The sequence below is a fragment of the Paenibacillus sp. FSL H3-0457 genome, from assembly GCF_037981725.1.
GTDB classification, from domain to species: Bacteria; Bacillota; Bacilli; order Paenibacillales; family Paenibacillaceae; genus Paenibacillus; species Paenibacillus amylolyticus.
Map to the genome: position 1 here is coordinate 240,751 of NZ_CP150283.1, position 22,667 is coordinate 263,417.

The following is a 22,667-nucleotide window of genomic DNA, read 5'->3' on the forward strand; positions in this document are numbered from 1 at the left end:
TGACCATCGTCAAATAATGATGAAGAAGGGCCACAGGAGCGCTGATGAAGCGTTTAGTCGGTCCTTTATGTCATGGATCAGACCGTGTGCAGTTCGAGAGATGTGTATCGATACGGGTTAACGGTTTTGGAATAATCTACGATGAAGTGAAGGGAGCTACATTATGGAAAGACAGCCTGTATTGGAAGTCATCGCTGTAGATGCGGCAGATGCCAAAGCAGCTGAGGAGGGAGGGGCTGATCGGATTGAGCTGGTGTCTGCGATGTCTGAAGGAGGACTTACCCCCAGTTATGGCGTCATGGAGCATGTGGTATCCCAGGTATCCATTCCGGTGTATGTCATGATCCGTCCCCATAGCCGCTCGTTCCGCTATAGCGCAGATGACATCCACGCCATGACCCGGGATGTAAGCGTGGCGAGGGAACTTGGAGCCGCTGGCATCGTGATCGGCGCCCTCACCGGAGATGGTGAAGTGGACCTTTTATCCATGCAATTATGTATGGCCGAAGCTCAGGGTTTGGGCGTTACGTTTCATCGTGCTATTGATGTGAGCACAAGCCTGACTGAGGCGCTCAAGGCCATTAACACATTGGGCAACGTGGGGCGTGTACTTACATCGGGAGGGAAACAGACAGCGCCTGAAGCCATACTGGGACTGAAACAGCTTCAGCAATTGGGGCAAACCTTGAACATCGCTGTCATGGCAGGGTCGGGGGTCACCGTAGAGGGAATTCAAACGATCGTGAGTCAGACGGGTATCACGGAAATCCATATGGGATCAGGCGTGAGGTACGAAGGCAGCTTTAATTATCCCGTTGATCCACATTTGGTTGAAGAAGCCAAGCAGCAGTTATTGCTTGCATCACAGCCATTCATGGACAGTAGTGCACTGAGTAGCAGTCCAAGCAAGGGTAGGGATGCGCGAAATAAAAGGAGTGATACGCCATGAATTATGAACTGCAAGCAGCCGAATGGATTAAGTCCGCAGCACAGGTCAGCCCATCCGAACGCCAGCTAAGATTGCAGGAGATGGAGTTCTATGCGTTTATTCATTTTACGGTAAATACATTTATGGATCAGGAGTGGGGCAATGGGGAGGAAGACCCGGCTATCTTCAATCCTTCTGAACTGAGTGCAACGCAATGGGTGCAGGCGTGCAAGGCTGCGGGGATGAAGGGGCTGATTCTGACATGTAAGCATCATGATGGATTTTGTTTGTGGCCCAGTCAGTTTACACCGCATACGGTCGCGGCTAGTCCGTGGAGGAATGGTACGGGGGATTTGGTTCGGGAAGTTTCCGATGCCTGCCGTGAGGGCGGGTTGAAGTTTGGCGTGTACCTGTCTCCTTGGGATCGTCATGAAGCCACTTATGGAGATTCCGAGAGGTATAACGAGTTTTTTCTCCAACAGTTACGCGAGCTGCTTACGAATTATGGCGACATCTTCTGTGTATGGTTTGATGGTGCATGTGGGGAGGGTCCGAATGGCAAAAGGCAGGTCTATGACTGGGACGCCTATTATGCGCTTATTCGTGAACTTCAGCCTGAGGCTGTCATCTCAGTATGTGGCCCGGATGTTCGCTGGTGCGGCAATGAGGCGGGGCATACACGGGAATCGGAATGGAGCGTTGTGCCAGCGCATATGCAGGATAATGAGAAGATTCAGGAGCAATCACAACAGGTGGATGATGGTGAGTTTGCTACAAGGATCAATACGCAGGACAGTGATTTGGGAAGCCGAGAGGTCATTTGTTCCCAAGGTGAGCAACTGATCTGGTACCCTGCCGAGGTGAATACCTCGATTCGCCCAGGATGGTTCTATCATGCCAGTGAAGATGATCAGGTCAAAACATTGGAAGAATTGCTCACCGTCTATTACGGCGCAGTTGGGGGCAACGCCACCTTTTTACTCAATCTGCCACCGGATACGCGTGGTCTCATTCACGAAACGGATGTCGAGCGACTACAGGAATTGGGAGATTCGCTGCGAACCATTTTTCAGGGAAATTTCGCCTTGCAGGCGCTGGTAAAAGCATCGGAGACGATGGATGAACAACATGCCGTATCGGAGGTGCTGACAGAACGCCGGGATACGTATTGGCGTCCCCTTGAAGGAACGGAGCAGGCTTGGATCGAGCTGGATTTGCAGGAAGAACGATCGTTTGACCGGGTGGTGCTGATGGAACATATCCAGACAGGCCAACGGATTGAGCGTTTTACACTGGAGTCGCAGAGAGCAGATGGTGGTTGGGAAACGTTTTACACGGGGACGGTGGTGGGGTATAAGCGAATTTGCTGTTTCCCACAGGTCACATCGAGAAAGATGCGATTGAGCATTCAAGAATCCAGATGGTGCCCTACGTTGTCTGGGTTAGGCATATATCTGAGCGAGCGGGGAGGGTTGTAAAATGGCGGTGCTGACGTATAGAGGTTCACAATTTATGTATGATGGCGAGCCCATTCGGATTTTGTCGGGTGCCATCCATTATTTCAGAGTGGTCCCCGAATATTGGGAGGACCGGTTACTCAAGCTGAAAGCCTGCGGTTTCAATACGGTGGAAACGTATGTGCCGTGGAATGTTCATGAGCCCCAGCCGGGGCAGTATTGTTTTGAAGGCATGGCTGATCTGGAACGTTTTATTCGCATTGCGGGAGATGTGGGTCTGCATGTGATTGTTCGTCCAAGTCCTTATATATGTGCCGAGTGGGAGTTTGGCGGATTACCTGCCTGGCTGCTTGCCGATGATGAAATTCGTCTGCGGTGTAGTGATGCAAAATTTCTGGAGAATGTGGATCGTTATTATGATGTGCTTTTGCCCAAGTTGAAACCTCTTCTGAGCACCCATGGCGGGCCGATCATTGCAATGCAGATTGAAAATGAGTACGGCAGCTTCGGGAACGACGCGAGTTACCTGCATTATTTACGTGATGGCATGGTAGAGCGCGGTATGGATGTGTTGTTATTTACCTCGGACGGACCGACAGACCACATGCTGCAAGCGGGATCAGTCCCGGGGCATCTGGCTACAGTTAATTTTGGATCAGGAACGGAAGGAGCGTTCGCCAAGTTGCGTGAATATCAGGCGGATGAACCTTTGATGTGCATGGAGTATTGGAACGGCTGGTTCGATCACTGGGGTGAGTCACATCACACCCGAGAAGCCACAGATGTGGCTGGTGTGTTTGAGGAGATGCTTCGAGCAGGAGCCTCGGTTAACTTTTACATGTTCCACGGTGGAACGAACTTTGGATTTTATAACGGGGCGAACTGTCAGCAGAAGGATCAATATGAACCGACGATTACAAGTTACGACTATGATTCACTGCTCAGTGAATCCGGGGAGCCGACAGCGAAGTTCCATGCGGTGAGGGACCTTATTGCTCAGTATAGCGGCGAAGATCTGGGTGAGCTTGTGCTGCCAAAATCGAAGGGGACTATCGCCTATGGGCGAGTGGAGTTGACCCAACAGGCGTCATTACTGGCGCAGATGGACCGGATATCAGTCCCGGTACAACGCACGAATCCAGAACCGATGGAGAAGCTGGGTCAGGATTATGGCTTTATTTGTTATCAAACCCGAATATCCGGGCCCAGGGAGCGACAGGAACTGGTGGTTCAGGAGGTTCGTGACCGTGCGCTTGTGTTTGTTGATGGGCAATTTCAGGGCGTGCTGGAACGGGGGAATACGGCATTATCGGTTTCCTTTGCAGTGCCGCCTGAGGGCGCAGATCTATTGATCCTTGTTGAAAATATGGGGCGAATCAACTATGGTCCGTACCTGAGAGATCCGAAGGGCATCACCGAAGGTGTGCGACATGGCTTTCAATTTTTATATGATTGGACGATTCATTGTCTGCCATTAACTGATCTGTCGGGTTTACAATTTAGTGATGTGATTAGCGAAACAATTAATGAAGTACAGGGACCAGCATTTTATCGAGGAGAGTTTAATATCACGGATGTAAGAGATACTTTTCTGCGACTGGATAGCTGGACCAAGGGGGTTGTATTTGTAAACGGATTCAATCTGGGGCGCTACTGGAATAAAGGACCGCAAAAAACGTTATATGTACCAGCCCCGCTTCTTCGTGAAGGTGAGAATGAAATCATCGTATTCGAGCTTCATCAGACGGATGATCTGGCAGTAACGTTTGTGGATACACCGGATTTGGGCTAGAAAAAGGAAAATAGTAGAGTCAAACGATTAATGGCAATTGTCGTGTCCGCCGGAAAAAGGTATACGTTGGGTATGGACATTGACTACAAGAGAGGATGAGGAAAAATGAAAGTTGGACTCAGCACCTACAGTCTGCAACAAGCATTGGATCGCAAAGAATTAACCGTACCAGATGCCATTCGTTGGATCGCCGATCAGGGCGGGGAACATGTGGAGATTGTACCGATGGGATTCAGTCTGATCGATAATCCGGAGTTGATTGATGAGATTAAAGCTGTGGCAAAAGAGGTCGGGATCGACATTTCCAATTACGCCATCGGCGCAAACTTCGCTGTTCAGGAGGACGCCGAAGCGTTGGAGCAAGAGATCCAGAATGTGATGCGACATGTGGATGTGGCTGCAGCGCTCGGTGTGAAGTTAATGCGTCATGACGTGGCTTTCCGCCCTGCACCAGAAGGAACCGTAACACAGTTCGAGATCGACCTACCGGTACTGGTGAAAGCCTGTCAGCGGATAGCCGATTATGCAGCGGATTTTGGAATTACAACAAGCGTGGAGAACCATGGGTACTATGTGCAGTCGAGTGAGCGAATTCAGCGTTTGTTACACGAAACGGCGCGGAGTAACTTTAAGACCACACTGGATGTCGGCAATTTCCTCTGTGTGGACGAAGACCCGGTGAGTGCCGTGAATAATAACATTCCGTACGCTTCGATCGTGCACGCCAAAGACTTCTACTGGAGACCTTCCTACCGGAACCCCGGTGAAGGCTGGTTCCAAACCTCGCATGGCAATTACCTGCGCGGTGCCATTGTGGGCCATGGCGATATCGACATGCCTGAGGTGTTCCGTGTGTTGAAACAATCCGGATATGACGGATACATCTCGGTTGAATTTGAAGGCATGGAAGATTGCAAAACGGCCTCACGCATTGCCATGGATAACGTCCGTCGCCTATGGGAAGAGGCATAGGGCGGAGTACTTGTTTTAAATGAAATATGGCTTGTTACGTATGGCTCAAACAGAAAGTTAGTTCAGTCAGAAAAAGTAGTGTAGGGGGCGAAATCGATTCTGAAGAAACGAAGTGTTCGCCTTTATCACCGGATTTCCCCTTTGGAAAAAGGGGATTAAAGAAATCAGGGGGTAAGAGCGATCGGAAGAACGATTCGCAACCGGAACGTCTACCTGCTGGACGTTAATTATTTTATTTATGGAGGAATCAGCACTATGTCCAAATTGAAAGTCGCCGTTATCGGTGCCGGATCCATATCCGACTGCCATTTGCAAGCCTACGCCAGTAACCCGGACGTTGAAATATACGCTATCTGCGACCTGAATGCAGAACGTGCCACAGAAGTGGCGAAGCAATATAATGCACCTCATGTGTTTACCGATTACAAAGAATTGCTCGCACTGCCCGAGATCCATTCCGTCAGCATCTGTACATGGAACGACTCCCATGCGGAGATTAGTATTGCTGCTCTGGACGCAGGCAAAAACGTGTTATGTGAGAAACCACTCTGCCAAACGGTGGAGGATGCGCTCGAAGTAGAGAAGGCGGTTCATCGTAGCGGGAAGCTGCTGCAAGTTGGTTTTGTTCGCCGCTATAGCGACAATGCACAAATTCTGAAGAAGTTTATCGACGAGGGTGAGCTGGGCGAGATCTATTATGCCAAAGCCTCCAGTCTGCGTCGTCTGGGCAATCCGGGTGGTTGGTTCTCGGATATCAACCGTTCCGGAGGTGGTCCGCTGATCGATATCGGGGTGCATGTGATCGACATATGCTGGTATCTGATGGGCAGACCAAAGGTGAAATCCGTCTCCGCTAACGTGTCTAACCGATTGGGGAATCGCTCGAACATTAACAATCTGTCGTTCTACAAAGCAGCAGACTATGATGCGGAGCAAAACACCGTTGAGGATATGGCAAATGCCCTGATTCGTTTTGAGAACGGAGCGAGCCTGCTCGTGGATGTCAGCTTCACGCTCCATGCCAAAGCGGATGAGACTTCGGTCAAACTATATGGGGACAAAGGTGGTGCGGAGCTCGAGCCGGAAATTTCGATCATAGGCGAGAAATTCAACACCATTTTAAACATGACGCCACAGGTGGATTTCAAATCATTCGACTTTATGGGATCGTTCCGCAATGAAATCAACCATTTTATCGATAGCACACAGGGCCGCAAAGAAACACTTAGCCCCGTTGAAGACGGCGTCGAAGTGATGAAAATGCTCTGTGCCATCTACGAATCGGCACGCCAGGGCCGCGAAATCACGCTGTAAAGGTAGGATTGTATTGCGTTGTTACGCTACGTTGATACTTTACTACTCCGTTTCATTGAAAGTTATGAGCACTTCATTCCTTTTCGATGAAAAGCTCCGCTCGGGGTGGGATTCGGAGTCGACTTCTTGGCCCGCGGTTGGAGTAGAGCAGGGAGCGAGTGCTAACGAATCTGAGGCGTCTTATTCAAGGATTCGAAGCGCTGGCAGAAATCTAAGGAACCTGACACATGCTATATCAGAATAAGCAGCAGTTTACAGCGTTTTTACCACCTAATTTCGGGAAATAACGTGTCTGATGTTCCTTACAATTTAAAAAGTGGACCTAAGGATCAAATAAGACGCCCTGAGTTCTTTAGAAAATTTTCTACCCATTCGCCAGGATCACCCGCTTGGATTTCAAGACGTTATAAACGCGCTGACATCCATCATCGTATATCTTCCCTGAACTGAAGTTGAAGACACACCCTATAGAAGACTTACCGTTTACGCTATAACAGAGAGTGCAGAACTAATCCAAAACAACGAATCGCATTCTCTCTGCTCTTGTATTTCCCTATAGAAACGAAGTGAATATGGGGTTCCATGGTAATTGAAGATGGCACCGCACTCGAAATAACAGAGTTACTAAGCCCCTTAATAGTCACATTAAAAATGACAGGATTTGCGATGTCCTTCTTAGTTGAATTAAACATTACACGATAACGGAGAGGGCAGAAGAAATCTGAAGAAGCGAAGCGCTCGCCTTTATCCCCGGATTTCCCCTCTAGGGAAATAATCAAAAAAATCTGGGGATAACAGCGATCGGAAGATTATTCTGACCGCGCAGTGGCCGAGTGTAAACCTATGTGTTCAGCGTTTGACATGAAATCCAAAGGAGATGAAACAGGATGAGCGAAGCCAAAGAAACCGTACTGGAGCAGGAAGAGCAGATTGTCGAAGCCGGCGTGCACAATTTTAGCAAAGAGGATGAATGGATCAAACCGGAAGATCCGCTGCTGAATGAGCGGCTGGAGTGGTTCAAGGATCAGAAGCTGGGGTTGATGATGCACTGGGGACCGTATTCCCAGCTTGGCCTCGTGGAATCTTGGGCGCTGAGCGACGAGGACGGCGATTGGTCTCGCGATGACATCGACTGGACGGATGACATGGAAGACTTCAAGCGGGAATATTTTGATCTGAACAAAACCTTCAATCCGATTCGTTTCCAGCCTGAGGAATGGGCACAAATGGCGGCAGATAACGGGTTCAAATATTTCCTGTTCACCACCAAGCACCATGACGGTTTCTGTATGTGGGATACCAAGACGACGGATTACCGGATTACGGGCAAGGACACGCCTTTTCATACCCATAAGTATGCGGACATCTGTCGAGCATTATTTGATGCATTTCGGGCCAAAGGACTGGGCATCTCAGCGTATTTCTCCAAAGCGGACTGGCATACCCCGTATTACTGGGCACCGGGCATGGAGCGTGGACGTCATATGTGGCGCGGGCCCTCGTATGATCCCCATAAGTATCCGTGGCTGTGGGAGAAATTCGTGGAGTTCACACATGAGCAGATCATGGAGCTACTGACGAATTACGGGCGAATCGAATGTCTGTGGCTGGATGCCGGCTGGGTGCGCGAAGGTCGCCATGGTCAGGATATCAGGCTTGGAGAAGTCGTGGAACGGGCACGTCAGACTACACAACCTTGGCTCCTGTCCGCAGATCGCACTGTCGGTGGACCGTATGAGAATATCGTTACCCCCGAGCAGACCATACCGGAACATCCGATGAACATTCCATGGGAGAGCTGTATTACGGTGGGGAACTCCTTTGCCTTCGGATTCGATGATCAGTATAAAACGGGAAGACAGCTGGCACATATTCTACTCGAAGTTGTGTCCAAGGGCGGTAACCTGGCGCTGAATGTAGGACCACAACCGGATGGGCGTCTGCCAAAAGGGGCAATTCGAGGCATCAAGGGCCTCGGTGAATGGTTGGGTACTCATGGAGAAGGCGTCTATGGAACCCGGATATGCGGGCCTTATTTTACGAAAGATTGGGCTTTCACACAGAAAGAAGAGATCAACACCGTATATGCCTTCCGGATATACCGAAACGAGAATGAGACCGTACAACCACAGTTAATCATTCCTTATCTGGAAAAGGTAGAGCGGATCGAACTCGTCGGTAGCGATGACGTACTTTCGTATCAGCAGACGGGAGACGGACTTCTCGTGGAACTGCCACAGTCCGCTACAACCAATGAAGCTCCCATCACACATACGTTCAGATTGGTCACAAGCGCATAGAGGTTGTTCAAAAAGTCCCCAATTGATCACGAAGTAAACCACGAAGCGAACTCGACATCGAATCTTGCGTTCACCTTCGGAGTCCGGTGCTCATGTAGGTTTGCCTACACTCCGCTCCTCCTCCTTCAGGTTCTCGCAACCTTCTCGGTGCTGAATCGTTAACTTTTTGAACTTGCATGTAAGAATGCCATGTCAATTCCGGGGGAGATATAACCACCTCCGGAATTTTTTTATTCATACATAAGGGACACAATTCCCAATAGAAATGGCTCGCAATCGCTTGTCACACAGGGGTTTGTGGAATAAAGAGAAGTCGGAGAAAATTGCAAATTGATAAAAGTTTACCGTGCGATGTACTATCAAATCAAGAAAGCGCTACCTGATAAGAATGTTTACATCACCTTTGTTGAACAAGGAACTAGGAACAGAAAAAAGGATGTTTAAGGGATGTAAATGTAATGTATTATTACACTTGAGGTGTAGAAGGAGTGACGCAAATGAGTCGAGCTACGGAAAGCATACCCGCCAAGATGGAACTCCAGCAGAGGAAACATGTGGAGCCCAAGCGGCAGCATCCATTCATCAAAAGCCTCAAGAAACACTGGGAGCTCTACCTGCTCGTGCTGCCCCCGGTGTTGTATCTGTTGATCTTCAAGTACATCCCTATGGTGGGTGTCCAGATCGCCTTCAAGGACTTCAGTGTGGTCAAAGGAATCTGGGGAAGCCCGTGGGTCGGATTCAAACACTTTGAGGCCTTCTTCCAATCTCCAAACTTCTGGCTGTTAATCAAAAACACGATAGGCATCAGCTTTTATTCCTTAATTGCCGGTTTCCCCATTCCCATCTTGCTGGCGCTGGCGCTGAATGAGATTCGAACGGGTTACTTCAAGAAGACCGTACAGATGGTCACCTACGCTCCGCATTTTATCTCAACGGTTGTTATGGTATCCATTATCATTCTGATGCTCTCCCCACATGTGGGCGTGGTAGACAAGCTGTTCACACTGCTCGGCTTCCCGATGACGAACTTCATGGGTATTCCGGAATACTTCAAATCGATCTATGTCTGGTCAGGTGTGTGGCAGGGCATGGGATATTCATCAATTATATATATCGCAGCTCTTGCTGGTGTTGATCCATCTCTCTATGAAGCAGCAAAGATGGACGGCGCATCAAGGCTTCGGAAAATATGGCACATCGACCTCCCGTCGCTCGTTCCAGTCACCGTTATCATGCTGATTCTGAGTCTGGGCAGCATTATGGGCGTGGGCTTTGAGAAAATATACCTGATGCAGAATCCACTCAACACAAGCGCTTCGGAGGTCATCTCCACGTATGTGTACAAGGTGGGTCTGATCGGGGCGAATTTCAGCTTCTCCTCGGCAGTAGGGTTCTTTAACTCCATTATCAACCTGATCCTGCTGGTTATCGTCAACGGCATATCGCGCAAAGTATCCCAGAACAGCTTGTGGTAAAGGAGGAGTTTATCCATGTTCAACCTGATTAATCGTAACCGGATCAAGGACCCACTCGGTGACCGCATTTTCATGACATTCAACTATATCTTTCTGTTCGCCATACTGCTAACAGTGTTTTATCCGCTTTTGTATATCATCAGTTCTTCGTTGAGCTCTTCACGAGCCGTGACATCCGGTCAGGTGTGGCTGTTCCCGGTAGACTTTAACATCAAGGCGTACATCTCCATTTTCAAAAGCCAACAGCTTATGCTCGGTTTTTATAACACGATCATCTACACCGTGGTGGGCACGTTCATTAACGTGGTGCTGACCGTCATGCTGGCGTATCCTTTGTCACGAAAATCGTTTTATGGACGAGGGGCCATCATTATTTTCATGATGATCACGATGTTCTTTGATGGTGGTCTGATTCCCACCTACCTCCTGATGAAGGACTTACACCTGCTGGATACACGTTGGGCGATGTGGTTGCCCGGGGCGCTCGCAGTATTCCAGGTCATCGTGGCGAGAACGTTCTTCCAGTCTTCCATCCCGGAAGAGCTTGGAGAGGCCGCAGAAATGGATGGTTGCCGGGATATCCGGTATCTGATCAGCGTGGTTCTTCCCTTATCCAAGCCCATTCTGGCGGTCATGACACTCATGTATGCCGTAGGTCACTGGAATGCGTACTTTGATGCACTGATCTACCTGCGTTCCGAGAAGTTGTTCCCTCTGCAATACGTGCTTCGCAATCTACTCATCCTGAACGCGGCTGATCCGGCGATGCTTGCCAATACCAGCCAACAGATGCGGGACCAAGGGTTCGAGCAGGTGTTGAAATATGCACTGATCGTTGTCGCGAGTATTCCAATTCTGATCATGTATCCATTTGTACAGAAGCATTTTGTTAAAGGGGTCATGGTGGGTTCCCTCAAAGGTTAATCCTTGTGAATTAAGCCCGGTTGCCTCTTGAAAGGAGGTGGAAGGAACACGCCGGCTTCCGGGGTCGATTTTATATACGTGCAGTACAAGTCAATAATTTGCCGTTATGAACAAAAAGGAGGAGTCAGATTGAGAAAATCTTGGATTTCGATGTTGTTTCTGGTCTTTGCTTCGATGGCTTTGTTGTCCGCATGCAGTTCATCCGAGGAATCGGGTGGAAGTAGCGACGGTAGCGGGGAGAGCGGCGGTCCTGTAACCATGACCCTCTTTGCTCCGCAAGGCAAAGCGTCCATGGAAGAGAATGAATTTACCCAATTTATCGAAGACAAGTTCGACGTTACCCTAAAATGGGATCTGGCCCCAACGGACGCCTTGCAGGATCGCAGACAATTACTGCTGGCTAGTGGTGATTATCCCGAAGTGTTTCTTCACGGCAAGTTCACCACCTCAGACCTTCAAACCTATGGAAAACAGGGCGTGTTCCTTCCGCTACAGGATCTGATTCAGAAGTATGGTCCGAATCTGACCAAGATTATGGAGGAGAAGCCATACTTCAAAGAAGCCATCACGGCACCGGACGGCAACATCTATGCGCTGCCGATCTTCAATGAGTGTTACCACTGTACGTATGCACAGAAATACTGGATCAACACGGAATGGCTCGATAATCTGGGTCTGAAAATGCCAACCACAACTGATGAACTGTATACCGTACTGAAGGCGTTTAAGACACAAGATCCAAACGGTAACGGGAAAGCGGACGAGATTCCACTCACGGGCGCACCGAACAAGTATGTATGGAATGGCAACATTGATGCCTACCTGATGAATAGCTTTATATACAATGACAACGACAAATATCTGATCGTGAACGATGGCAAGGTGAGTTTTGCCGCCAATCAGGAAGGCTGGAAGAAAGGGCTGGAGTACATGAACAAGCTCTATGCAGATGGCCTGATTGATCCGGCTTCCTTTACACAGAATGATCAGGCGATTGGACAGCTGGGGAACAAGGAAGGCGATGAAGTGGTCGGCTCCATTACAACGGCGCTGGTCAGTTATCTCGTGAATACTTATGACAAAGACATCACCCGTCATCAACACTGGGAGATCGTTCCTCCATTGAAAGGACCAGATGGAGTGCAGACGACAGGTGCCACACAGAGCGTAGGTGAGTTTGAGTTTGCCATCACGAACAAAGCGACAGAAGCACAGCAGATTGCTGCTATCAAAATTGTGGATTACATGTTCAGTGAAGAAGGCGCACTGTATGCGGAGTATGGTCCAACCGAAGGCAAGGGCTGGAAGAAAGCAGATGCCGATGAGAAAAACATCAATGGCGAGCCTGCCAAATACAGCTACTACAACCTGCCTGAGCGTGATCCGAACGTTGTTGTGAACGAGAGTTGGTCACAGATCGGAGCACATGACTTGTCCAACACATTCCGTAATCTGTTTGCGGAAGGACAGAATCCTTTAGAAGCAGAGGGTTATGGTACACGTCTGGCTCAAGCAACTAATGTGTATGAACCTTATGCACCAAAAGAAGTATACCCTGCGAACGTATTTATTCGTCCAGAGGATACGGAATCAGCTGCACAACTGACTACGGCCATCAAGGATTATGTGCAGACAAATATGGCACAGTTCATTATTGGCAGCAAGAGCATTGATAAGGAATGGGATTCGTATGTCAAAGGCTTTGATGGTCTCGGACTGAGTAATTACCTTGAGATCTACCAGCGTGCCATTGAGAAGAATCAATAATTGAAGGATTCAATATAGAGGCTGTCCCGTCTGTCACCCGTGACCGGGACGGTCTTCTCCTATGACAACCCCACGTCATCCGATATAATGTACTGAATATTTATGGAAAATTAGCGATCAGCACAGATGTTTGTCGTCATTCAGCATGAACAGTAATGGTGGGGGGATCTCGGAGATGAACAACAATTGGTTTAGACGTTTGCTGTTATCGTATCTGCCTGTTTTCTTTATTGTGACGACTATTCTATTCTTTATTTTCTTTCAAGTGTTCAATGAACAGAACCGTAGAGAAGCGCTCAAGGCCAATGAATTTCTGGCCTCTCAGGTCACGCAATATCTGGACAACTCCCTGCGTTCCATCGACTTCAAGGTACTGCGTGAGATTTTGACCAACCCTAACTTGAAGAATTATTTCTCGGTATCTGGCAGCGATGATGTGTATGCCGGCATTCAGGCGGTCCAGGTGGTTGATGAATTGAAAATAGAGTATCCGCTGATTGATTCAATTTATCTCGTTCGATACGGGGATGGCACGGTCTTCAGTAACGGGAAGGCTGTTCCGATTGAAGAGTTCCCGGATGCAGACTTTATTGCAGATAGCCGGTCAAGGGATGAACAGAAGTGGGCAGGGGCACGAGCGTTCCGAGCTTTTCCTTCACAAGCGACGGAGCAGGTGATTACGATTGTGCGAAGTGTAGGAAACGGCAAAGGACTTGTGGTGACAAATGTGGACCTAAGTACCCTGAGGAAATCCATTATGCAGATGTATGATCCGGAATTTACGTTTGTGAACATCTTCAACCGTTCGGGCGGCAATCTGTGGGATAGCAGCATGCCAGGAGGGGTTGCAGCTTCTACTAAAACCACGTCGGGAGAAGTCTTCTCCGAATTTACGTCGAGTTATAGTGGTTGGAAGGTGCAGACAGGTCTCAATAATGGAAAAATCGTCAAATGGACTCTGCAATTTTATAATATCTGGTTTGCCTTTGCTGTAGTGGTTGTGTTGATCGGGGTGGTGTGGGTGATCTACGTGACCCGCAGAAACTACAAGCCGATTCAGCAGATTGTTACGTTAATTCAGACCGTCTCTTCGCAGAAGCAATCGGGGCTCAACTATGGCAAGGAGAATGAGTTTCGATTCATCCATACAACACTGGAACGCATGATTGATCAGACGAGGCAATATCAGGAGGAGCATGAAGAGAATCTGATTTTGCAGAAAAAAATGTTCTTTCAGGAGTTGCTGGAGGGCACACGAGACTTTACGAGCACGGAGCTGACAGCCGAGATGAAGAAGTTCAAACTGCCTGAGCTGGAGCATCGTTGGGCCGTCATGGTAGTTGAAATGGATCGGTATGATGCATTTGTGACGGAGTATCATGATCAGGACCAATCCCTCCTGAAATTTGTGTTATCCAGTATTCTGCAGGAGAGTGCGCGTCATGAAGGAACGGAAGTGTGGGCTGAATGGATCTCCGATCAGCGTCTGTACGCCATCCTCTGGATTCCGGACATGGAACAGGCCGAGGAGACTGAGCATCGATTGCTTGCTGGTTATCTGGACAGAATCGATCAGTATCTGAACTTCACCGTGACCATTGGTGTTGGTCGGGTTGCTGTCGATATTCGGGGGTTGAGAGCTTCATTGAAAGAAGCTGTGCACGCGCTGGAGTACAAGGCTGTAATGGGGATAAATCGCATCATTCCGTGTAGTGATGTGCCGAATTCGACCAATGATGTGTATGAGTTCCTGAAGACCATCTCACTGTTGGTACAGGCGATGCGTTTATCGGACGATGTCTGGGAAAAGCATTTTGAAAGACTGTTTGAACAAATCGGTGAGTCCGTTCTGTCCCGTCAGGAGATTATGAATACGATCCAATTGTTATTCCAACATTACAATCGGGAATTCGCCGAACTTCCACGGGAGTACCAGGATTCGTGGGCCGCTATATTCACCCCGCTTCTCCCAAGGCTTGAGGGCTGGGAGACGTTAGATGACCTGCGTAAGCTGTGTTGGGAAGGGTTCAGGGAACTGGCGCTGCAGATGCAGACGCTGCATTGTTCCCGAAAACACAGATCACATATTCTGGAGATTCGAAAATACATCGAAGAGCATTACAACAATCCTGATCTGTCACTAAACTACCTTAGTGATCTATTCGATATTAATCCGAAGTATCTGAGCAAGCTTTTCAAGGATGAGATTGGGGAGAAGTTTGTGGATCTGCTCATTAGCCATCGCATCGAAAAAGCTAAGCTACTCATGCAGGAGACGGATAAGGCTATTCAGGAGATCAGTGAGGAAGTGGGATACACAAACTATAATTCCTTCAACCGGGCTTTCAAGAACGTGGTGGGTGTGGCACCAAGTGATTACCGCAAAGCGATGTGAGTGCATGCGCCTAACTAATTCCGAACGCATAAGGAGAATGTGCATATGGACTATAAAGATGCTTCGCTTCCCATTCAGGAGCGGGTTCAGGATCTGATCGGACGGATGACAACGGCAGAGAAGATTGGACAACTCATTCAGCCGATGGGATGGAAGACGTATGATAAAGCAGATGATGGTACAGTACAGGTGACGGAAGAGTTCAAAGCGGACATGGAACAGGGTGGTGTCGGTTCTCTGTACGGTGTGCTTCGGGCCGATCCATGGACCGAAGTGACGCTGGAAACGGGGCTTACCCCACGGCAGGGAGCCGTTGCCACAAATGTCATTCAGCAGTATGCCATGGAGCATTCCCGGCTGGGCATACCCATTTTGTTTGGGGAAGAGTGTTCCCACGGGCATATGGCGATCGGGGCAACAGTTTTTCCGGTACCGTTAATGGTGGGAAGTACGTGGAATATGGAGCTGTACCGCAAGATGTGTGAAGCCATTGCTGTGGAGACCCGGAGCCAGGGGGGAGCGGCAACGTATTCCCCGGTGCTTGATGTCGTACGTGACCCGAGATGGGGACGGACGGAGGAATGTTTTGCCGAAGATCCATACCTAATCGGTGAATTTGCAGTAGAAGCCATGAAGGGACTACAGGGTGACCGTCTTGATTCCAGACAGACGATTGTCGCGACACTCAAGCATTTTGCGGCTTATGGCAGTTCAGAGGGTGGGCGCAATGCAGCACCTGTGCATATGGGATTACGTGAATTGCATGAAATAGATCTGTTGCCGTTCAAAAAAGCAGTGGAAGCCGGGGCATGTTCCGTGATGACCGCTTATAACGAGATTGATGGCGTACCGTGCACGTCCAGTACGTATCTGCTGAATGACCTTCTGCGCGAGCAGTGGGGTTTTGATGGATTCGTCATTACTGATTTTGGCGCCATTCAGATGCTGGTCCATGGACATAACACTGCTGAGAACGGGGAGCAGGCCGTAGCACAGTCCCTTCGGTCAGGGGTAGACATGGAGATGTCCGGGTACATGTATCGCAAACATCTCGGTCAGGCGCTGGAGCAGGGATTGATCGAAGAGAAGGATCTGGACTTGGCTGTGAGGCGGGTGTTGGAGATGAAATTCAGACTCGGATTATTCGAACAGCCTTTCGTAGATCCTGACTTTGCAGAGCGGGTTATCGGATGTGAAGATCATATTCAGCTGGCAAGGGAAGTCGCAAAAGAGGGGATTGTTTTACTGAAAAATGAAGGAAATACCCTTCCGCTTGCCAAAACAGGTACAAAGCTAGCTGTCATTGGTCCGAACGCGAACCATATCTATAACCAACTTGGGGACTATACCTCGCCACAGCCGAGAGAGCAGATCGTCACCGTACTGGATGGCATTATGCGCAAGCTTGGTGCGGATTCGGGTCAGGTGCTGTACGCACCCGGCTGCCGGATTAAAGGCGATTCCAGAGAGGGCTTTGCACAAGCACTCGCCTGTGCGGAACAGGCCGATGTCATCGTGATGGTGATGGGTGGTTCCAGCGCCCGCGATTTTGGTGAAGGTACGATCGACTTGCGGACAGGTGCGTCTGTGGTAACCGATGATCCATGGAACGATATGGAGTGCGGTGAGGGCATTGACCGGGCTTCCCTGAATCTCATGGGTGTTCAATTGGAGCTGGTGCAGGAGGTACATAAGCTGGGGAAACCCGTTATCGTTGTGTATATTAACGGCCGCCCCATTGCTGAACCTTGGATTGATAAGCATGTCCATGCCATTGTGGAAGCGTGGTACCCCGGACAGGAAGGTGGTAACGCGATTGCGGATATTCTGTTTGGCGATGTGAATCCATCTGGCCGTCTTACGGTTTCCATTCCCAAGCATGTTGGGCAACTTCCGGTCTACTATCATGCCAAACGCACTCGTGGCAAGCGGTATCTGGAGATGGATCTGGCGCCGCAGTATCCGTTTGGATATGGACTGAGCTACACTGAATTCAAATACGAGAATGTAAGAGTAATGCCAGAAATCATCGGCCCGGACGATGAAGCTCAGGTGATGGTTGAAGTCACGAATACCGGAGCGGTTGCGGGAAGCGAGGTTGTGCAGTTGTACATCACGGATGTGTCGGCTTCGGTTACGCGGGCTGAAATGTCACTTAAGGGTTTTCGTAAAATTCATCTGAAGCCAGGACAGACCCAGACCGTTACATTCCCTGTGCAAAAAGAACATCTCGCACTGATCGACTCCCGTCTCCAGTCTGTCGTAGAACCGGGTGAATTCAGGCTCATGGTTGGCCGCAATTCTATGAATTGGACCGCCTGCAGTCTGCACATTCAGAAGGTGGGGGTGGAGGTATGATTCGAATTCAGCGATTCATCGAAGATCTGAAACAGCGACAATGGCTGGATACGATCGAGCTTCCAGCGTGGGAGATGCAGAGGGCCAGATACATTCGGCCAGGGGAATACGAGTACGAACAGGCATATGAAAATGAAGATGAACAGGCAGAAAAGGCCATGCAAAGCTTGAATCCGCTGAACAGCGTACACGGCACGACGTATTTTCTGAGCAAACGTGTGGAGATTCCGGCGGAATGGCAAGATCAAGCTGTTGGGCTGATCTTCGAGGCTGGAGGAGAAGGGCTACTTAAGGTGAATGGCATACCTTATCACGGATTGGACCGGAACCACGGGTTCGTACCCCTTCCGAGAAGTCGGGTAGGAAATACACCGCAGTTGGAGATTGAACTCTACGATCCGATTCCAGAGCCGCATGATCCACTCAACCGACAAGCTGTCATTCAGCCGCCTATTCAGGGCATTCGGGCAGCGTTGGTTCATGTTAATCAGCCACTGCAGAGCCTGATGTACAGCGTTACGGTACTCGCCGAGTCGCTCCGGGCATATAACGAGAAGGAGCCCAAGCGGATGGCACTTGTTCAGGCTATTCATCAGGTGATGGATAACATGTACAATGACCCGGAACGCTGGAATGATGCAACCTGGATACAGAACTTCGAATATGTATTAGCACAGTCAGTACAGCAGGAAGACCCGGAGGAATATCGAAGTGGCTTCATGCATCTGGTTGGACAATCCCACATTGATATTGCCTGGCTGTGGCCTGTACGTGAGACGGTTCGCAAGTCCAGTCGCACGTTCTCGACCATGTGCACCTTGATGGATACGTACCCGGATTTTGTGTATTCCCAGAGCCAACCGCAGTTGTATGCCTTCGTGAAGGATCATTACCCGGAGCTGTACGAGCGAGTTAAAGCCCGTATTGCTGAAGGCCGCTGGGAGCTGGTCGGAGGCATGTGGGTCGAGCCGGATCTGAATATTCCGAGTGGCGAGTCGTTAGTTCGGCAGATTCTGTATGGACAGAACTTCTATCAGGCGGAGTTTGGCAAACGCTCCAACATCGAGTGGCTGCCGGATACCTTTGGTTACTGTGCTTCCTTACCGCAGATGCTAAAGCTTGCGAATATTCCTTATTTTATGACCACCAAGCTGAATTGGAATGATACCAATGCGTTTCCGTATGACCTCTTCGACTGGGTAGGCATTGACGGTACTTCGGTGCTTGCGTATCTGAACCATGGAGTGAATGAGCATACCCGTCCCAAAGATGTGGATGAACATTGGCAATCATTTAAACAAAAGGATGTGCACCCTGAGCAAATGTTGCTTTACGGACATGGCGATGGTGGTGGCGGCGTGACGAATGAGATGGTGGAGTTTGCGGAGCGATCCCATTTGATGGTGGGACAGCCAATCAGCAAATTCAGCACAGCAGGTGCTTTTTTTGAAGACATATCATTAAATCATCCGACGTTGCCGAAATGGCACGGGGACTTGTATCTGGAACTGCATCGCGGAACGTACACAACTCATGCGAGGAACAAACGTAGCAATCGTAAGGCAGAGGTATTATATCGGGAAGCGGAGATCTGGGGGCAATTTGCCGGAGCTTGCGCCGAACACACGAAGAACGATCTGGATGAGGGCTGGAAGCTGATCATGCTCAACCAATTCCATGACATTATTCCGGGAACGTCGATTCCTGAAGTATACGTAACGTCCACCGAGGAGTACACGAAGGTATTTGCACTGGGTACATCCGCACTGCGGGAAACGCTCGATACACTTGCAGAGAACATTGCAACAGATGAAGTCGATGGTCTCCCCTATATTATATTCAACAGCCTTGGCTGGGAACGTGGAGAGAATATCACCATTACAGGGGATGCCCACCTCGCCGGGATGGCAGCATTTGATCGTCAAGGAAACCGTCTGGCCTGTGATCTTGAAGAAAAGGAAGACAAGTATACGCTACTCGTGCATGTTCCATCGATTCCTGCTTTTGGGTATACAACCATATGGCTGCGCGAGGCATCGGATGTTATCCTTCCATTAAGGGAAGAAGAATCTTTCCCTTCCACGTGGGAAACTGAATTTTACACGCTTGAGTTTAATGACTTGGGAGAGATCACTCGATGGTATGACAAAACGGTAGGACGTGACTGGCTGAAGCCCGGTGATCGGGCGAATGAGTGGCAGTTTTTCCACGACAAACCGACGTACTGGGATGCATGGGATATCGATCCACGATTTGAATCCCAGCGAGCTGGTGCGGTGCAGTTGATCTCCAGAGAGGTTGTACAGCGCGGGGCTACGCGAGATGTACTTCGTTTTGTCTGGAAGCTGAATCAATCGGAGATCAGTCAGGATATCATTTTGCATCGTTACCAGCGGCGTGTTGATTTCCGTACAAAAGTGAACTGGAATGAGAGCCATAAACTGCTCAAGGTGGCATTTCCGGTGGACCTGGTGGCAGCCAAAGCGGCTTATGAAATTCCGTTTGGAGCGTTGGAGCGTCCAACTCATAACAACACCAGTTGGGAGCAGGCGCAGTTCGAGGTCTGTGGACATCGTTGGGCGGATATCTCGGAGGGCAACAGCGGTGTGAGTTTGCTGAATGATTGCAAGTACGGGTATGACATCAAGGATCAGACGATCCGCCTGTCTCTGCTTCGTGCTCCGAAATGGCCGGATGAACATGCCGATCAGGGCGATCATGAATTCACGTATTCGATCCTGCCCCATCAGGGCGATTGGCGACAAGCTGCCGTCGTTCGCCGGGCGATGGAGCTGAATCATCCGGTCGAAGTTGTGGCAGCGAGTCAGTCTTCCGGTCACTTGCCAGCTGAACACGTTTGGGTTCAGTTCCGCAGTGAGCATGTCATTCTGGATGCAATCAAGCCCGCGGAAGACGGCTCGGGAACGGTGCTGCGTTTCTACGAATCATCAGGAGGTCGGGAAACGGTGCAGGTTCAGTGGACTGAGAAGGAAATCAAGGCATCCATCATTAATTTGTTAGAGGATGAGATCCATCCGTTGGCTTGTTCAAACGGCACAATCGAATTGACATTCAAACCTTATGAGATCAAGTCGGTGAAACTTGTTGATATCAGTAATGAGTCGAACCTTACATTTACATGAGAACGTAGAGTTACTCACTCAATCACAGGAGGTATGACATGAAATTAACGAATAAGATCGGTGTCATCGTGGATAGCTTTGGCGTAGGTGTACGGGAAGGGTTGAACAAAGCCAAAGACGTAGGTGCAGAAGGTGTGCAGATCTACGCCGTCAAGGGAGAGATGGACCCTGAAAATTTGTCACCTGCGGCGCGTAAAGAGTTGAAGAGTTACATCGATTCTCTGGGTCTTGAAATTTCAGCACTGGTTGGCGACCTGGGTGGACATGGTTTTCAGGTCAAGGAAGATAATCCGTGGAAAGTAGAGAAGTCGAAGCGGATCGTGGATCTGGCCCTCGATCTAGGCACCAACATTGTCACTACACATATCGGCATTGTTCCACATGACCCTTCATCAGAAGTTTATGCCACGCTGCATGCTGCTTGTGAGGAACTGGGCCAATACGCCAAAAGTGTTGGCGCATACTTTGCCATTGAGACAGGACCGGAAACGGCTGCTGACTTGAAAGGATTCCTGGATACGTTATCGACCAACGGAGTATCGGTGAATTTTGACCCGGCGAATATGGTGATGGTGACCGGAGATGATCCGGCGAGGGGCGTTCATCTGCTCAAGGATTACATCGTACATACTCATGTTAAGGATGGTGTGCGGCTGAAGGAAGTTGACCCACGAGACGTATACGGAGCGGTCGGTTATGCCCCTATGGATCACGATAAGATTGCCGAGATGGTCTCTTCCGGGACTTTCTTCCGTGAGGTGCCGCTGGGCGAAGGTGGCGTTGATTTTGACGGATACTTTGCAGCGCTTCAGGAGGTTGGTTACACCGGTTATCTGACGATTGAACGCGAGGTTGGTCATCAGCCGGAGGAGGATATTCGCAAGGCGGTTCGATTTATCCAACAATATCGATAGGGAGCTGAGCAGATGAAAGTGGGCCTGAGCACGTATAGTTTGTTGAACGATTTGAATTCCGGTGAGATGACGGTGCTGGATGTGATCGACTGGATTGCGGCGAACGGCGGCGAGCATATGGAAATGGTTCCTTACGGTTACACTGTTGAGGATAATCACGATCTGGCGGATGCGATTCGGGAACGGGCAGCGTCTAAGGGTATTGAACTGTCCAACTACTCGTTGCCAGCGAACTTCGTGCAGGAGACGGAAGAGGCGTTTGAAGAGGAGATGGCTCGGGTCAAAAGACATGTGGATGTCGTACACCGGATGGGTGTAAAACATCTGCGTCATGACGTCACGGCGTTTAGCCTGCCAAAGGAGAAGATGACCATTGCCTGGTTCGAGCAAAATCTGCCGCTGATGATGCGGGGAAGCCAGATCATTGCGGACTATGCCGCGCAGTTTGGCATCACGACAACCATTGAAAATCACGGTTTCAGCGTGCAGGCGAGTGATCGGGTGCAGCGTGTTCTGCATGCTGTAGATCGTCCGAACTTCAAAACAACACTCGATATTGGAAACTTCATGTGTGTGGATGAGAATCCGATCATTGGTGTCATGAAAAATCTGCCGTACGCTTCTCTGGTCCACTTCAAAGATTTTTACTTCCGTCCTTATGATGAGCATCCAGGTGAGGGTGAATGGTTTACGACGACCAACGGTAACTTCCTGCGTGGGGCCATCGTTGGACAAGGTGACATTCCAATTCGTAAAATTGTAAAGCTGATCAAAGACTCCGGCTATGATGGCAATATTACAGTGGAGTTTGAAGGCATGGAGGAATGTAAATCCGCATCCAAAATCGCCATGGACAACCTGCGCCGCTTCTGGGAAGAGGCGTAACGAAGCATGATGAAACATAATAAGGGAATGGATCAAGGGCCAC

14 protein-coding genes are annotated in these 22,667 nt (G+C 49.5%); all 14 read left to right on the forward strand.

Annotated elements, in window-relative coordinates; genetic code table 11:
• Nucleotides 1–163: 163 nt before the first annotated feature.
• Complete coding sequence (locus MHH25_RS01140) at nucleotides 164–949, forward strand: copper homeostasis protein CutC (protein WP_340018901.1); 786 nt, start codon at nucleotides 164–166, stop codon at nucleotides 947–949.
• Nucleotides 946–2,406: an alpha-L-fucosidase gene (locus MHH25_RS01145; RefSeq protein WP_340018902.1), complete on the forward strand. Its 1,461-nt coding sequence runs from the start codon at nucleotides 946–948 to the stop codon at nucleotides 2,404–2,406. The genes MHH25_RS01140 and MHH25_RS01145 overlap by 4 nt, the downstream gene beginning before the upstream one ends.
• 1 nt (nucleotide 2,407) lies before the next feature.
• Complete coding sequence (locus tag MHH25_RS01150; protein ID WP_340018903.1) at nucleotides 2,408–4,177, forward strand: glycoside hydrolase family 35 protein; 1,770 nt, start codon at nucleotides 2,408–2,410, stop codon at nucleotides 4,175–4,177.
• A 105-nt stretch (nucleotides 4,178–4,282) separates the two neighbouring features.
• A complete protein-coding gene (locus tag MHH25_RS01155) occupies nucleotides 4,283–5,149 on the forward strand; it encodes a sugar phosphate isomerase/epimerase (protein WP_340018904.1) in 867 nt (288 codons plus the stop codon).
• Nucleotides 5,150–5,404: 255 nt separating this feature from the next.
• Nucleotides 5,405–6,463 (forward strand): Gfo/Idh/MocA family oxidoreductase, encoded by a 1,059-nt coding sequence (locus MHH25_RS01160; RefSeq protein WP_340018905.1) that lies wholly within the window; start codon nucleotides 5,405–5,407, stop codon nucleotides 6,461–6,463.
• 887 nt (nucleotides 6,464–7,350) lie between these two features.
• Nucleotides 7,351–8,763 carry an alpha-L-fucosidase gene (locus MHH25_RS01165; protein WP_047841494.1) on the forward strand — a complete coding sequence of 471 codons (1,413 nt, stop codon included), beginning with the start codon at nucleotides 7,351–7,353 and terminating at the stop codon, nucleotides 8,761–8,763.
• 530 nt (nucleotides 8,764–9,293) lie between these two features.
• Complete coding sequence (locus MHH25_RS01170) at nucleotides 9,294–10,238, forward strand: ABC transporter permease subunit (protein ID WP_223868815.1); 945 nt, start codon at nucleotides 9,294–9,296, stop codon at nucleotides 10,236–10,238.
• Nucleotides 10,239–10,253: 15 nt separating this feature from the next.
• Complete coding sequence (locus MHH25_RS01175) at nucleotides 10,254–11,162, forward strand: carbohydrate ABC transporter permease (protein WP_340018907.1); 909 nt, start codon at nucleotides 10,254–10,256, stop codon at nucleotides 11,160–11,162.
• 129 nt (nucleotides 11,163–11,291) lie between these two features.
• Nucleotides 11,292–12,929, forward strand: coding sequence for an extracellular solute-binding protein (locus MHH25_RS01180; RefSeq protein WP_083677571.1), 1,638 nt, complete (start codon nucleotides 11,292–11,294; stop codon nucleotides 12,927–12,929).
• Between the two features lie 175 nt (nucleotides 12,930–13,104).
• Nucleotides 13,105–15,324 (forward strand): helix-turn-helix domain-containing protein, encoded by a 2,220-nt coding sequence (locus MHH25_RS01185; RefSeq protein ID WP_340018908.1) that lies wholly within the window; start codon nucleotides 13,105–13,107, stop codon nucleotides 15,322–15,324.
• A 45-nt stretch (nucleotides 15,325–15,369) separates the two neighbouring features.
• Nucleotides 15,370–17,682: a glycoside hydrolase family 3 N-terminal domain-containing protein gene (locus MHH25_RS01190; protein WP_340018909.1), complete on the forward strand. Its 2,313-nt coding sequence runs from the start codon at nucleotides 15,370–15,372 to the stop codon at nucleotides 17,680–17,682.
• Nucleotides 17,679–20,825, forward strand: a complete 3,147-nt coding sequence (locus MHH25_RS01195) for an alpha-mannosidase (RefSeq protein WP_340018910.1) — start codon at nucleotides 17,679–17,681, stop codon at nucleotides 20,823–20,825. Before MHH25_RS01190 ends, MHH25_RS01195 begins: the two co-directional genes overlap by 4 nt.
• Before the next feature lie 38 nt (nucleotides 20,826–20,863).
• Entirely contained in the window at nucleotides 20,864–21,739 is an 876-nt protein-coding gene (locus tag MHH25_RS01200) for a sugar phosphate isomerase/epimerase family protein (protein WP_340018911.1), read from the forward strand.
• 12 nt (nucleotides 21,740–21,751) lie between these two features.
• Nucleotides 21,752–22,624, forward strand: coding sequence for a sugar phosphate isomerase/epimerase (locus MHH25_RS01205; RefSeq protein WP_340018912.1), 873 nt, complete (start codon nucleotides 21,752–21,754; stop codon nucleotides 22,622–22,624).
• Nucleotides 22,625–22,667 lie beyond the last annotated feature (43 nt).

Excerpts from the sequence above, each read along its gene's own strand:
- MHH25_RS01140 (WP_340018901.1), top strand. The coding sequence starts at position 164 with ATGGAAAGACAGCCTGTATTGGAAGTCATCGCTGTAGATGCGGCAGAT.
- MHH25_RS01145 (WP_340018902.1), top strand. The coding sequence starts at position 946 with ATGAATTATGAACTGCAAGCAGCCGAATGGATTAAGTCCGCAGCACAG.
- MHH25_RS01150 (WP_340018903.1), top strand. The coding sequence starts at position 2,408 with ATGGCGGTGCTGACGTATAGAGGTTCACAATTTATGTATGATGGCGAG.
- MHH25_RS01155 (WP_340018904.1), top strand. The coding sequence starts at position 4,283 with ATGAAAGTTGGACTCAGCACCTACAGTCTGCAACAAGCATTGGATCGC.
- MHH25_RS01160 (WP_340018905.1), top strand. The coding sequence starts at position 5,405 with ATGTCCAAATTGAAAGTCGCCGTTATCGGTGCCGGATCCATATCCGAC.
- MHH25_RS01165 (WP_047841494.1), top strand. The coding sequence starts at position 7,351 with ATGAGCGAAGCCAAAGAAACCGTACTGGAGCAGGAAGAGCAGATTGTC.
- MHH25_RS01170 (WP_223868815.1), top strand. The coding sequence starts at position 9,294 with ATGGAACTCCAGCAGAGGAAACATGTGGAGCCCAAGCGGCAGCATCCA.
- MHH25_RS01175 (WP_340018907.1), top strand. The coding sequence starts at position 10,254 with ATGTTCAACCTGATTAATCGTAACCGGATCAAGGACCCACTCGGTGAC.
- MHH25_RS01185 (WP_340018908.1), top strand. The coding sequence starts at position 13,105 with ATGAACAACAATTGGTTTAGACGTTTGCTGTTATCGTATCTGCCTGTT.
- MHH25_RS01190 (WP_340018909.1), top strand. The coding sequence starts at position 15,370 with ATGGACTATAAAGATGCTTCGCTTCCCATTCAGGAGCGGGTTCAGGAT.
- MHH25_RS01195 (WP_340018910.1), top strand. The coding sequence starts at position 17,679 with ATGATTCGAATTCAGCGATTCATCGAAGATCTGAAACAGCGACAATGG.
- MHH25_RS01200 (WP_340018911.1), top strand. The coding sequence starts at position 20,864 with ATGAAATTAACGAATAAGATCGGTGTCATCGTGGATAGCTTTGGCGTA.
- MHH25_RS01205 (WP_340018912.1), top strand. The coding sequence starts at position 21,752 with ATGAAAGTGGGCCTGAGCACGTATAGTTTGTTGAACGATTTGAATTCC.